This window comes from Lysinibacillus agricola (assembly GCF_016638705.1).
Classification (GTDB): domain Bacteria; phylum Bacillota; class Bacilli; order Bacillales_A; family Planococcaceae; genus Lysinibacillus; species Lysinibacillus agricola.
On the sequence record NZ_CP067341.1, the window covers coordinates 2,224,074 to 2,237,696 of the forward strand.

A 13,623-nucleotide genomic window follows, 5' to 3' on the forward strand; every position below is an offset into this window, starting at 1 on the left:
ATCTCCTTTGTATCAGCGTAACAGAGAGTTTAATTGAACAGAAATGCGTAAAATGATCAGTTTTGATTCCACATTGGAATATGGGGGGATACCAGTTTGTGGGTTAATGGTTCAGCTCCATATGGTTATGTACGCAATGATGGTACAAAAAAATTAGAAATTGTCGATACATCCCAAACGGCATTATATGATCCACGATTAGGTGTTATAAGTGGGATATAGTTTGTTTGTTTTTCTAAAAATTCCTTCAACCCAAGATAATCTTCTTTTGTATCCACCATCCTGATAAATATGTCTAAGGCTTCCTTGAAGATTTCTTCCTCGTTGATTTCTACAGCGTTAGTTGATCGTGATAATGTCATTTTAAAATTTCCTCCAATATAAAGTGTTGTTTTTGATTACACGACTATTGTATTGAGCGATTAAAAAATGTAAGGCAGTTAACAGAAAAATTTTAAAAAAACGAGTTTCTTCATATTTATAAATAAGGCTATGTTAAAGGTAATTGTTGATGTTTGATAAATGTCAGGATTTTCTATATAATCATACGATAGTTTGAGACTATCAAAATTTAGTGCGCAGTCCTTACTGGATTAGAAAATAGGAAATTACGAAAATTCACCAAGTTATTACATTTTACTATTAGAATTGAAACAAAAAAATGAAAGGAGGTAATATATTGAAACAACATAAAGAGTTTTATCCAATCATTTTAACTTTAGTTTTGTTCTTAGTTGCATTATTTATTTTCTTTGTATTTAGGTCTCCGAATATAAATCTATGGATTCTAATTTTCTTCTATGTTTTGATAGACATTGGGTTTATTGTGTCGTTAATTTTAGGGGTCAAGTCTAAAAATATAACTGTAAAGGTGTTCAGTATTCTTTCAAACATTACATTTATGATACCGTTATCAATATTGATATTTCTGTTACTGTTGGCAAATGGAATTTCTGAACCATAGAGAATCAAAATCAAGGAAACTCGTAGGGCTTCCTTAATCTTGAAAATGAAATTATATCGAATAATAATGACTAAGAAAATCATTAAAATCATAATTTTACTTTAAGGAGTTCTACGGAGCTCCGTATTTTTTTTTGTTTTCTTTCCTTACGCTTGAAAGGGAAACAATATAATAGTAGTAACCACATAATAATTTTTCTTTTTTTCGTGTCACTTCTTCCGTTAATTCGATTGAAGTGGCATTTTTTTCGTTTTATACATAATTAATTTCTTGTTCCTGCCTGCCATTTTGATTTTTTTCAATATAACAATAAGTGAGGTGAATATAATGAAAATAAAAATAACAATAGATGGGAAACCCACGAAAGAAAACTTAGCTCAAGTAGCGGAATATTTAGTGAAGCTGGTTCAATTAAAATGAACCAGTTCTTTTTTGGTGCGCCCGGCATGCGCATGAACTATAGGGTGCAAGTCCCGAACCTCGAAGACAGAAGTAGAGGTTAGCCAAGAGCAAGGGTGTCCGTGGCGACGCGGAATCTGAAGGAAGCTGGAGGCAAAACACCGGTCCGAGGAACACGAATCTCATAGAAGGCTAGGTATGATTGGATGAGTTTGCCAAACAAAACAAAGTCCTTTCTGTCGAAGGTCATATCGAGTAAATGAGGCGGATAGATGGTGTGAAAGTGCATGCGCTTACCCGGGGAGGTCTGATGGAAATGTGAAGTACCCTTCATAACCTATTTGGTGACAAGTAGCTGAACCATCAGAAGTCAGCAGAAGTCATAGTACGATTGGGTCTAGAACTAATCGGAAGGACCGAACAATTAAGAGAGAATAGCCCTTGGCATTCCATCTCGAATGAATGAACACGGAAAACAGAGAAACCTCACGCTTAGAAAGTAATGGTGAAGTCCATGAGGGTATTTGCGGAGGGTGTAGTTCAGATGGGCATAAGAAGACAAGCTATTCACGGAAAGGAACGAAATGGTGATGTTGAATCAAATTCTAGCACGTTCGAATATGATACAAGCATTGAAGCGAGTGGAAGCGAATAAAGGAAGCCAGGGAGTAGACATGATGCCCGTACAAACCTTACGTCAGCACATCCTTGAAAACTGGGAATCCATTAAAGCGCAAATTCTAGCGGGAACCTATGAACCGCAACCGGTACTTCGTGTCGAAATCCCGAAACCAGACGGCGGTGTGCGTCTATTAGGAATCCCAACGGTGACAGACCGTTTGATTCAACAAGCTATAGCGCAGATATTATCAAAGGAATATGACCAAACTTTCTCGGACAACAGTTATGGATTCCGACCAAATCGGAGTGCTCATGACGCAGTCCGAAAAGCGAAGGGTTATATGAAGGAAGGATATCGTTGGGTTGTGGATATGGATTTAGAGAAATTCTTTGATAAGGTCAACCACGACCGATTAATGGCAACATTAGCGAAAAGAATTCATGATAAATCATTATTAAAACTTATCCGTAAATATCTCCAAGCAGGTGTCATGATAAATGGAGTTGTTTCAAGTACAGAGGAAGGAACACCGCAAGGTGGACCATTAAGTCCACTTCTTTCAAATATCGTGTTAGATGAGCTTGATAAAGAATTAGAGAAACGTGGTCATAAATTCGTTCGCTACGCAGACGACTGCAATATCTATGTAAAAAGTAAACGTGCGGGAGAGCGTACAATAGCAAGCGTACAGCGATTCATTGAAGGAACGCTACGATTGAAAGTGAATGAGTCCAAATCAGCGGTAGACCGACCATGGAATCGAAAATTCTTGGGTTTTAGTTTTACACACCATAAAGAACCAAAAGTTCGAGTGGCTAAAACAAGCCTTCAACGAATGAAGAAGAAAATACGAGAAATTACCTCTAGAAAGATGCCATTTCCAATGGAATACCGTATCGAGAAATTAAACCAATATCTAATTGGATGGTGTGGATACTTTGCGCTCGCAGATACACCTTCAATATTCAGCAGATTAGACAGTTGGATTAAAAGAAGGTTGCGAATGTGTCTTTGGAAGAATTGGAAGAAACCCCGAACCAGAGTCAGAAATCTCATTCGTTTAAAAGTTCCATACGGAAAAGCATACGAATGGGGAAATACTCGAAAAGGGTACTGGCGCATTTCAAAAAGCCCCATATTACACAGAACCCTCGGCAATTCCTATTGGGAGAGCCAAGGGCTGAAAAGTCTGCAAGTTCGTTACGAAACTTTGCGTTATTCATCTTAATTGAACCGCCGTATACGGATCCGTATGTACGGTGGTAGGAGAGGACGGAGGTTAATCACCTCCTCCTACTCGATTTCACAGAAGTGAGCTTCAGGAAGCCCCCTTCTTCAGAGGCGGGAGGAATGAAGTGCTTTTTCTTTATAGAACATATGTTTATATTGTATATTGTGAATAATCAAAAAAGAAAGGAGTGACGGGTAATGACGAAATGGAAGAAAGATTGTTTTATTATAGAACTCAAGTTACTTATAGATACATGGCAAAAGGATCTCCTATTAAAACGTTTTGAAATTGCCCGTACACTCTATAATACAACTTTGTCTTATGCAGTAAAACAATATACTTTCATGCAAGAATCAAAACACTATCGAAAACAATTACGTGGCTACCAAAAAGCGAAAAAAACGAATGATTCAAAAGAATTGAAGCAGATCGCAAAAGAATTAAATAACATTCGTCAATCTTTTGGATTAAGTGAATATCAACTGCATGCGTATATTAAAAAGCATCAACATAACTATAAAAAACATATAGATAGCAATACTTCTCAGAAAATCGCCTCTACTGTCTGGAGAGCGGTTCAAGATGTTCTATTTAAAGGGAGCAAAGCACACTTTAAACGGTACGGAATGTTTCATTCTGTTGAAGGGAAATCTAATAAAGCAGGCATTCGATTTAAAGAGAATATTGTCTATTGGAATGGATTAATCCTTCCTGTTCGTATTCGCAAACAAGATTTGTTTGTAAAAGAATCCCTTGCCCTTCATACCATTAAATACTGTCGTCTAGTCAAAAAAGTGATTCGTGGAAAACATACTTTTTACGTACAACTTGTGATGGATGGGATTCTTCCTACCAAGAGAATACCATCAACAGGAGCCTTTCGGCATGCCTATCAAAAACAAAAACGAGTAGGTATTGATATTGGTCCTTCTACCATTGCGATTGTTTCAGAAGAAACAGTTTTCATCCAACCACTTGCTCCAGAAGTACCTTTATTGGAGAAACAAAAAAGACGTTTATTACGCAAGTTGGATAGAAGTCGTAGAAGTACCAATCCTAACAATTTCAAAAAGGATGGGACTATAAAACATGGCGTCAAACTCCGTTGGACATATAGTAAAAACTATCAAAAAACAAAAGAACAAGTAAAAGAATTATATAGAAAGAAAGCTTCCTACATCAAAGAAAAAAACATGGTGCGTTAGCAAATAAAATCTTGTCTCTTGGCGATGAGGTGTACATCGAAACCATGCATTTTAAAGGATTGGCAAAACGTGCAAACGAAACCAAAACAACTATACAGGGCAAAATCCAATCTAAAAAGCGTTTTGGAAAAAGCATTGGGAATCATGCCCCAGCCATGCTAGTGGAAATCATTAATCAAAAATTAGGTTACACAAAGCAAACGATACAGAAAGTAAATACGATAACCTTCCGAGCCAGTCAGTATAACCATGTGACGAATCGTTATGAAAAGAAAAAACTCCATCAACGTTGGAGTCAAATTGGAAGTCATCTCGTACAACGAGATTTATATAGTGCGTTTTTACTGATGAATAGTGATACAAATTTACAACAACCTAATCAAGACTTATGCAATAAAACGTTTACTACCTTTTTAGAGTTACACAATCAACATATAGAAGACTTGAAACAAGTAAAGAAAACATTCCCTCTTAGCATGGGTATCCAACAAATCAAGTGAGGGGTATTCCTCCGTAGGTAGAGCTACCTGCCTTCGTTAAAACTTATTGCCAACACAACATCGGTTGTGTAAATAAGAAAGTCTTATAGAACAGAAGATAAATCAAAGATGTTGTACACAGGACATGGCAACACCATCTGTGGAGAGCTTTGTAACGCTTCTCTTAAGTATATAAGAACCCCACTGCTTTAGCTGTGGGAGTAGTCAGAGTTCTCGTACAATTCCGAACAAACCGTCCTAGCTAAACAAATTCATTTTTCTTCGAATAAAAATATCGCTCTCTTATTATGGTGATAAGCCAACATTTTTCAAAGTTTTAGATAGATTATTTAGTACTTTGTATTGTGTTACTAAGGTCTTGTTGTTTTTTTGTCAACGTTTTTCGGATAAATAAGCACCATTTGTCAACACGAATAATATGATATAGAAAAAATAAGGGAAGTGGTTGAGTGAATTGGTTAATGATTGTGGCTTTTACTTTTTCATCCAGTATTGATAATTTGGGTGTCGGACTTTCTTACGGGATTCGGAAGATAAACGTTAGATTTGATAAAAATATTTTAATCTCGATTATTTGTTTTCTAATGAGTATGGGAGGCATTTCATTTGGCGTTTGGCTCTCTAAAATTCTTCCAGGTATGCTTCCTGTGATTATTGGAGCGTTATTATTATTTATCATCGGAATTCGGATTATTCTTCTGGCTAAACCACGGAAACAAGAGACTTCAATAGAGGATTGTAACAATGAAATGCAGTCCAATAATGTTCAAGATATTTTAAAAAATCCTGAGGAAGCTCAATTCAAGAAGTATGGAGAAATTGGATGGGGAGAAGCTGTACTTCTTGGCATAGCCTTATCAGCGAATGCACTTACGAATGGGGTAGGTGCAGGTTTACTCGGTCTTTCGCCACTTGTCATCTCAATAACTGCTGCAATCGGGAGTTTTATTACTGTTTGGTTAGGGGTTAAGTTAGGAAGTAAAGTAGCAGATATTCGAATCGGTTCATTCACTTTAGGGCAATTTGGAACAATTATTAGTGGAGTAATTTTGTTAATAGTCGCTTTTGCAGCATTCTTTTAACTAAAGTGTTGACAAAATGTCAACGTAATTATACACTTCTTGAGAATGATAATTTCATATTAGACAACGGCGTTAAGTCCTGTAAGAAGGGAGAATCGAAAATGGCTGAACAGAGAAACAGTAATACTCTTGGTTTATTGCTGAGGGAGTTATTGAAAGAACGTTCATTATCTATGCGGAAGTTTAGTGAACTCACTGGAATCGACACAGCTACGATCTCACGCATAATAAATGGTAAGAGAAAAGCGACACCACAACATTTGGAGAAATTTGCAGATTGCCTTGGAGTTCCTTTAATCCATCTTTTTGAAGCTGAAGGATACCCAGTTGAACAAAAACAAGAAGAGTCAGATTCAGATATTCATACGTCTGTTGACGCAATACAAGCTCTTCTTAAGTCTTCAAATGTTTACGATGATGAACAATTTTCCGTGGCAGATGTTGAACAGAAACTAGAAAGCTATGGACTATATGCGCAAACAGAAGAGGGTAAAAATACAATTCTTAAGGATTTTGATGAAAAAATTCAGAATGTAGGAAGCATAGGTCCCTTTATAAGCAAATTAAAAGAGTTATATGAGAAATTTACATTGGGGAAGGGCACAATTTTTGAACTAACCATAATTGGAAGTACATTATTATATTTTATAATCCCTGTAGATGTTATACCAGATTATTTATTTCCGATTGGTTATTTAGACGATGCAATAGCTGTACAACTTACTACAAAGGCATTACTAAAAAAATAATTTAGCGTTAATGATAGGTGGATATTGATGAGAAAAAGCAAAAAGAGCCGTAAATGGCTAAGGAATTTGTTCTTAACATTCGCATTAGTAATCGTAGCAGGGCTTATTTATTCGGTTTATCAATACAAAAGTGGATTGGCTATGGCAGATGATGGTCCTTATAAAGATGACGGAAAGACCTATGACCCATTTGAAGGTGCAGATGTGCAATTTGGTCAGATTAATGTGCTATTACTGGGAAGTGACGCTAGGGACGAGGATGGTAGATCGGATTCGTTAATGATTGCACACTATGATCAAACGACGAATGATGTAAAACTTATTTCTATTATGAGGGATACGTATGTCGACATCCCAGAGCACGGAATGAATAAAATAAATGCTGCTTTTGCTTTTGGAGGTCCTGAACTTGTAAGGAAAACAATTAAGCAAAATTTTGATATTGATGTTAATTACTACGCTGTTGCGGATTTTAAAGGATTCCCTAAAATTATTGACCTTTTAGCACCTGATGGAATTGAGGTTGATATTCCTTATGAAATGTCCTATGGAATTGGTATGACCTTACATCCTGGAAAACAAACTTTACATGGTGACGGCTTATTAGGCTATGTACGATTCCGCCACGATCGTTTAAGTGATTTTGGACGAGTGGAACGCCAACAAGAGGTTTTAACGAAGGTGAAAGAACAAATCGGTGTTTCAAGCTTAATGAATTTGCCAAAATTACTTGGTGTTGCAGATTCATACTTTGATACAAATGTTGATAATAAAACAATCCTTACCATTGGAAAAGGGATTGTAAATGGAAAATCTAGTATGGACACTTTACGAATTCCTATTGCAAATTCTTATGAAGATAAACGTACGAATGTAGGAGATGTTTTAGATATTGACTTAGATAAGAACAAACAGGCATTAGAGGAGTTTTTATCATCGAAGGACAATGAAAAAAATGACTAAAACAGATTAAGTTTCATCTAAGAAGACAGGTTAATATACAATAAAATAAGAGTATGTTTTGAACAATTATTTCAAAATATACTCTTATTTTCATATTAACTGATAAGATAAATTACTTTTGCTACCAAAATCCTTTCATTTTTTTGTGCAAGCATATCCACTAAGGTTCTCTTCAAATTTTGAAACAAAGTCATGTTTTTGATCATAAAAAGGAAAGACGTCAATTTAGCATTAGTTTCGATGAACCGTACCATAAATAAATGCGGTTTTTTCACATAAGTCATCAAGAACATTCATTATTAATGTTTTTGATGGCTTATTTCATTTCTTTGTTAAGAAGGTTAGCTTGAAATTAACTATGTAACTTTATATAGAAGGGTAAGTTATTGTGCGCCTACGTTTGTAGATTTAAATTAAGATACAAGAGAGAATTTGTTTAAATGATAAACACTTAAAAAGAAGAATCTTATTGATTGGTATAAAAACATAATAAAAGGAGGTATTCCTAAATTTAATGTTAGGATACCTCCGTTGGCTTTTTATAAGTGCTTTATTTTTAATTTTCAAACTTCCGATATTCCGTATATTCGCCTTCATATTCGCCAAGGCCTAAATGACCGCAAGAGCCGTACATATTTTCAACATGGATTTCATCATAATATTTAACTAAATCAAATGAGCAGCCATTTAACTCATATGATGCCACATCCTCAGAAATTAGCTGTGCGTCACGAGTTGTATAGTCATGATGCCATGGCATTTGGCCGCCTGCTAATGTTCCATTTGTAGGGTCATAGCGATAGCCATTAACAGATGTAAATGTAATTTTTGTCGGTGTCACTTTATCAATACGAAGTGATGTTATTACACCTGTTCCTGTATAGCCTGGATTAGTGTAATAGCCTAACCAATGTGAGCGCTCTACTTGCGAAGATCCTTTTGCATAAATTGATACATCATGTGAATCTTGATTCCAAGAAACTGTCGCCCCTAATGCTTCACTAATAAAGCGTAATGGCACTAATGTTGTCCCTGATTTTATAATCGGTGCTTCTGACACAGCTAATGCGTTGCCGTTAATTTTTGCTTTTTTTGAACCGACCATTAGCCAAACCGTTTTCGTGCTATTTTTCGCTGTAATCGTTTTATCTTTCGCATTCCAGCTTACTGTTGCACCCAATGTTTCAAATACGCCTCGCAGTGGTACTAGCGTTACGCCATTTTGAATAATTGCATCACTGTGATAGCTTTGTGTTTGTCCGTTTGCTACGTATACATTGATGCCAAAGTAGGCAGAAGCATTATGTGCTTGTAAACTAAATGTAACGATGCATGTCATAGCAATAATAAAATATTTAAAAATCTTATTCATAGTATTCTCTCCTTCTAATGACTTACTGATTGAATAATTTTATTTTATTCTAGTTAATTCTTTTTCTGATCTAATTTTGTAACTTCAAAGTTTTCGGCATTTACATATTTCTCCTTTAACAAACAATATTATACTAGTATAAAACAAAGGTGATGGAAAATCACCCATTTTTTTAATAGATTTTTACTAGTTTTATAATATACTTATTAGGAGTAAAGATTTAGGTGCTTTCAAAAAACACAATTATTAAAATTATTATTTAAGTTTTATTATATTAATGTATAATATGCTGATGTATATGGAAGGAGGAGTAAAAATGGTTTTTTGTATTCACTGTGGTCATCAAAATGCAGAGGAAACTAAGTTCTGTGAGAACTGTGGTAAACCTATTAATTCGGTAATGGAAACAAAATTTGAATCGAATAATTCCGTAGGACCTCAGCATTCTAAACAAAATGTAAAAAAGAAGCCTATGTCGAAGAAGAGTAAGTTTACAATCGTAGGTATTGCAGTAATGATCGGGTTAGTTGTGATCGCAAATATTGCTATTACGAAAATGTTAGATCCGATGAAGCAGATTGAAGCGATGGATTCCGCATTGAAACAAGAAGATTATCAAGCGTTTTTAGAGGAATTCCAAATTCCTAAAAAATCGATTTATGATGCTGAAAGTTTTTCTTTGTATGTAAAGGAAAATGGGTGGAGCGCAATTCGTGATAATTTAATAGAGGAAGTAAATTCTTTAGAAAATGGTGAATTTGCAGATCCCATTAGTGATAGTCATGGTACAGATTTGATAACGGTTCTACAAAAGAAAGTCTTGTTTGGGCTATTTAAAAAGGTAGAATTCAAATTGGTTCCAATAGAAGTCTACACTGAAGCGCCATTTAAGGATATGGAAATTATCATTAATAATCATAAAGTTAAAACGGATAACGAAGGCACACAATTATTGGGGCAGTATTTGCCTGGTGTTTATGCCTGGAATTATACGTATGATGGTCAGTGGGCTAGCTTGAAGAATAGCGGTGAACTGGCAATCCGAGGCAATGGATCAAATAAGCTGGAAATTGATATTGATTGGGATATGACATCTCTAGAATTAGATTCTGAAATAGAAAACGCAATCGTTTATGTGAATGGGAAATCCACTAAATTTACTGTTTCAGAAATAGGGGAAATGTATCCTCTTCCAGCTGACGATAGTATAAAGATTTATGCTGTTGCCAAAAACTCAAAAGGTCAAGAGGTTCAATCAAATATCATTACTACAGATGCCCGATATGCTTACTTTCAATTTCCAGAAGATACAACACAAGTAAATCAAACTACTATTGAAGAAGAACAAGAAAAAGTTATAAATGGAAGTCAAAAAGATGAGTACATACAGAAGCTAGATTCGATTGATGCTGGTTTAGCAGATCTTGAACATTTGTATACTAATAAAGATAATACAGAAATTTTAAAAGCAGAAGAAGAAACATATAAAAGATGGGATAATATCTTAAATGAAATTTATGCTCTGTTAAAACAGCAACTTTCTAGTGGTGACATGGAGAGTTTAAAAGGAGTACAAATAGAGTGGATTAAAGACAAAGAGAGTTCTGCCAAAAATGCGGCTTCAAAGTATGCTGACGATGAAATGAAAGAAATTACAAAGTATAAAATTGAAGCTCAATATACGAAAGAAAGATGTTATGAGCTAGTAAAAAATTATATGAAATAAACAAGTGAAAAAGAGCGTTTTAAAATCTATGCTTTACATGCCTCATACTGTCCATATTGCTCGACGTTCATCTATATCGAAGCGTTAGTCCATTCCTGAGAACCTTATCATAAAGTGTGGTTTATAAAAGACTAACTAAAATGTTGATTAATAACATTTTAGTTAGTCTTTTATTTTTCATCGTGTGATGTTAATTTATTGATGAGATTTTTAAGCGTCTTCATCGTTTCAGGATTGTTTGTATCTATTAATTGGTTATTATTTAACTTCTATTAGCAAATGTTTTTGGTAGCGAAAGCGAAGCGTCAGCTACATATGTCTTTGGTAGCGAAAGCGAAGCGTCAGCTACAAATGTCTTTTGTACAGAAAGTATAGCGACAGGGACGCAATTATGCTGAGGCATAATTGATAGGCATAAATATGGTGGGATATAAAAAAAGGTAGCTGACGAATTCATCAGCTACAAATGTTATTTTTCAAGCTTTGTTAACGTTTTTCCGCTCCAACCAAAGATAATCGTCAAAATTGGTCCGAGTAGACAGAAGAAGGTAAATGGCAGGTAAGTTGTTGTTGGGATATCTAGTACACTAGCAATGAACATACCACAAACACTCCACGGAACAAGAGGATTGACTACAGTACCTGCGTCCTCCATAACACGGGATAGATTTTTCGGGGCAAGTCCAACCTTCGCAAACTGTGCTTTAAATGCTTCACCAGTTAGTAAGATTGATAAGTACTGCTCACCGATTAATGTGTTGACACCAATCCCTGTAATGGCAGCTCCAGTAATAACAGAGCCAGCGCTTTTAAAGAAGCTCTCTACCTTCGCTAAAATACTTTGAATAATGCCGAGCGTAAACAAAAGACCGCCCATGGTTAATGCTAGTAAGACTAAGGCAATTGTAGCTAGCATACTGCTCATACCACCACGTGTCAGTAATGCGTCTACGTCCTTATTACCAGTATCAGAGACATAGCCTTCAAAAAGGATTTTAAATACATTTGACAATGCAATAGGTTCTTGTATATAGGCAAGTCCAACACCAAGAATTGAAACGACTGCAAGTGTGATCAGTGCAGGCGCTTTATAAATAGTCATAATAACTAGAACGACAATTGGTAATAATGTATACCAATGAATAAGTCCAGTAGACAGTAGTCCCTCTTTATATTGCTCCACTGTATCAAATGATGTATCTGCTCCTGTTGGCGATAATATAGCATAAAGCACGAATGAGATCCCGAAAGCTGGAATCGTTGTCCAACCCATATTTTTAATATGCTCGAAAAGATCTACACCAACCGTACCAGAGGCAAGATTTGTTGTATCCGATAGCGGAGACATTTTATCCCCAAAGAAAGCTCCAGAAACAATCGCACCAGCCGTTATAGCTAAAGAGATGTCCATTGCACCAGCGATTCCCATGAAAGCAACGCCCACTGTCGCAACCGTTGTTAAAGAGCTACCAACTGAAATGCCGACGATACTACAAATTAAAAATACGATTGCAAAGAAAAAGCTTGGTGAAACCGTTAAAAAGCCGTAGTAGATAAGCGTTGGAATTGTGCCTCCCATAATCCAGCTCGAAATTAAAATACCAATAAAGAAGAAAATAAAAACTGCTCCAAGACCAGCACTTGCACCTGCAACCATCCCAGCTTCAAGCTCTCGGAAAGGAACTTTTTTTAGTAATCCATAGGCAATTAAAAGTGAAATGATAAGGAAAATAGGTATATGGGGTGTTGCTTTTAAATACCCAATACTGAATGCCATCATGGCAATAATTAAAAGTATGATGAAGCTTGCCTCAATAAATCGAGGGTTACTCTTTGCTGCAATTCGAAACATGCTAATCCTCCTAATAGTCGCTTCTCCGCTTCAACGCGGTGAAGCCTAAAAGAATTATAGCACGCTAATAAATTTTGTCAATTGGCTGAAAAAATTTGTAAATGAAATTGGTAGTGCTTTTCTTGCCAATTTCTAAAAAATGGCCTTAATGGATACTGATATAATCCCATGCATTTTTGATAATTAACGTACAAGTCATGATGATAAAAATAATACGCATCATTTTTGTCCCACGTTTTAGCGCGAATTTTGAACCCAATATCGCACCGAAAATCATGACGAAGCCCATAGGTAGTCCGTATAAAAAATTGACCTCTCCTAATAGTAAAAACATACTAAGCGCCGCTAAGTTCGATGTGAAATTAAATGCTTTTGCATTGCCTGCAGCTTGTAAGAAATCATTTCCTAGCATTAATAAAATGAAAATAAAAAAAGAACCAGTACCAGGTCCAAAGAAACCATCGTAAAAGCCAATTGCTGCAAACGCGCCAATAAAGGCTATTTTTTTTGCAGTACTTAATGTCCGCTCTTCAGGCTGCTGACCCCAATCTTTTTTGAAAACCGTATAAGTGGTAACTAGGACGAGCATAACAAGCATAAGAGGCTTTAAAATAGCTGGTGATACAAGATGTACGGTGTATGCTCCAATAAACGAGCCAATAAAAATAAAAGGTATTATTTTTTTATTCTTTTTAACATCAACCTTGCCTGCTCGTAAAAATGTCAACATGCTTGTCCCATTGCTAATTGTATTCGCAAGTTTGTTTGTGGCGATAGCAGTACTAGGAGGTAAACCAACAGCCATGAGTGCAGGTAAGGAAATCAATCCTCCGCCACCGACAATTGCATTCAAAAAGGATGCGATAAAACCAAGCATTAAAAGTATTGCAAGTGATAGTAAATCGATGTCCATATGTATGATGCTCACATCCTTCTTTAGCGGTATATTTCTTATAAC

At 35.7% G+C, this 13,623-nt stretch carries 11 protein-coding genes; 7 read left to right on the plus strand and 4 right to left on the minus strand.

Annotated features, from left to right (window positions below; genetic code table 11):
* Positions 1-125 precede the first annotated feature (125 nt).
* On the minus strand, positions 126-362 hold the full coding sequence (locus tag FJQ98_RS10545) for a hypothetical protein (protein ID WP_053593786.1): 237 nt from the start codon (positions 360-362) through the stop codon (positions 126-128).
* Positions 363-1,950: 1,588 nt separating this feature from the next.
* Between FJQ98_RS10545 and ltrA the strand changes: the two genes are divergently transcribed.
* The 6 genes from ltrA (at position 1,951) to FJQ98_RS10570 (ending at position 7,715) form a co-directional block, all read left to right on the plus strand.
* Positions 1,951-3,213, plus strand: coding sequence for a group II intron reverse transcriptase/maturase (gene ltrA / locus FJQ98_RS10550; RefSeq protein WP_053593792.1), 1,263 nt, complete (start codon positions 1,951-1,953; stop codon positions 3,211-3,213).
* Positions 3,214-3,413: 200 nt separating this feature from the next.
* Entirely contained in the window at positions 3,414-4,421 is a 1,008-nt protein-coding gene (locus FJQ98_RS10555; RefSeq protein ID WP_246494301.1) for a hypothetical protein, read from the plus strand.
* Positions 4,422-4,465: 44 nt separating this feature from the next.
* Complete coding sequence (locus FJQ98_RS26755) at positions 4,466-4,921, plus strand: hypothetical protein (protein ID WP_246494302.1); 456 nt, start codon at positions 4,466-4,468, stop codon at positions 4,919-4,921.
* A gap of 461 nt (positions 4,922-5,382) precedes the next feature.
* Positions 5,383-6,003, plus strand: coding sequence for a sporulation membrane protein YtaF (gene ytaF / locus FJQ98_RS10560; RefSeq protein WP_198926941.1), 621 nt, complete (start codon positions 5,383-5,385; stop codon positions 6,001-6,003).
* A gap of 101 nt (positions 6,004-6,104) precedes the next feature.
* A complete protein-coding gene (locus FJQ98_RS10565) occupies positions 6,105-6,752 on the plus strand; it encodes a helix-turn-helix domain-containing protein (protein WP_053596776.1) in 648 nt (215 codons plus the stop codon).
* 27 nt (positions 6,753-6,779) lie between these two features.
* Positions 6,780-7,715, plus strand: a complete 936-nt coding sequence (locus FJQ98_RS10570; protein ID WP_053596777.1) for an LCP family protein — start codon at positions 6,780-6,782, stop codon at positions 7,713-7,715.
* Positions 7,716-8,271: 556 nt separating this feature from the next.
* On the opposite strand, the gene FJQ98_RS10575 is transcribed toward FJQ98_RS10570, so the two are convergent.
* Positions 8,272-9,087 carry a stalk domain-containing protein gene (locus FJQ98_RS10575; RefSeq protein WP_053596778.1) on the minus strand — a complete coding sequence of 272 codons (816 nt, stop codon included), beginning with the start codon at positions 9,085-9,087 and terminating at the stop codon, positions 8,272-8,274.
* Between the two features lie 316 nt (positions 9,088-9,403).
* Here FJQ98_RS10575 and FJQ98_RS10580 point away from each other — a divergent pair, with 316 nt between their 5' ends.
* Positions 9,404-10,813 carry a TcaA 3rd/4th domain-containing protein gene (locus tag FJQ98_RS10580; protein WP_053596779.1) on the plus strand — a complete coding sequence of 470 codons (1,410 nt, stop codon included), beginning with the start codon at positions 9,404-9,406 and terminating at the stop codon, positions 10,811-10,813.
* A 469-nt stretch (positions 10,814-11,282) separates the two neighbouring features.
* On the opposite strand, the gene nhaC is transcribed toward FJQ98_RS10580, so the two are convergent.
* Both nhaC and FJQ98_RS10590 read right to left on the minus strand, forming a co-directional pair.
* Entirely contained in the window at positions 11,283-12,665 is a 1,383-nt protein-coding gene (gene nhaC / locus FJQ98_RS10585; protein ID WP_053596780.1) for a Na+/H+ antiporter NhaC, read from the minus strand.
* Positions 12,666-12,810: 145 nt separating this feature from the next.
* On the minus strand, positions 12,811-13,578 hold the full coding sequence (locus tag FJQ98_RS10590; RefSeq protein WP_053596781.1) for a sulfite exporter TauE/SafE family protein: 768 nt from the start codon (positions 13,576-13,578) through the stop codon (positions 12,811-12,813).
* Positions 13,579-13,623: the final 45 nt, after the last annotated feature.

Bases quoted from the DNA above. Each gene is read 5' to 3' on its own strand.
- FJQ98_RS26755 (WP_246494302.1), top strand. From the start codon at position 4,466: ATGCATTTTAAAGGATTGGCAAAACGTGCAAACGAAACCAAAACAACT.
- FJQ98_RS10575 (WP_053596778.1), bottom strand. From the start codon at position 9,087: ATGAATAAGATTTTTAAATATTTTATTATTGCTATGACATGCATCGTT.
- FJQ98_RS10565 (WP_053596776.1), top strand. From the start codon at position 6,105: ATGGCTGAACAGAGAAACAGTAATACTCTTGGTTTATTGCTGAGGGAG.
- FJQ98_RS10580 (WP_053596779.1), top strand. From the start codon at position 9,404: ATGGTTTTTTGTATTCACTGTGGTCATCAAAATGCAGAGGAAACTAAG.
- FJQ98_RS10545 (WP_053593786.1), bottom strand. From the start codon at position 362: ATGACATTATCACGATCAACTAACGCTGTAGAAATCAACGAGGAAGAA.
- FJQ98_RS10590 (WP_053596781.1), bottom strand. From the start codon at position 13,578: ATGGACATCGATTTACTATCACTTGCAATACTTTTAATGCTTGGTTTT.
- nhaC (WP_053596780.1), bottom strand. From the start codon at position 12,665: ATGTTTCGAATTGCAGCAAAGAGTAACCCTCGATTTATTGAGGCAAGC.
- ytaF (WP_198926941.1), top strand. From the start codon at position 5,383: ATGATTGTGGCTTTTACTTTTTCATCCAGTATTGATAATTTGGGTGTC.
- FJQ98_RS10555 (WP_246494301.1), top strand. From the start codon at position 3,414: ATGACGAAATGGAAGAAAGATTGTTTTATTATAGAACTCAAGTTACTT.
- FJQ98_RS10570 (WP_053596777.1), top strand. From the start codon at position 6,780: ATGAGAAAAAGCAAAAAGAGCCGTAAATGGCTAAGGAATTTGTTCTTA.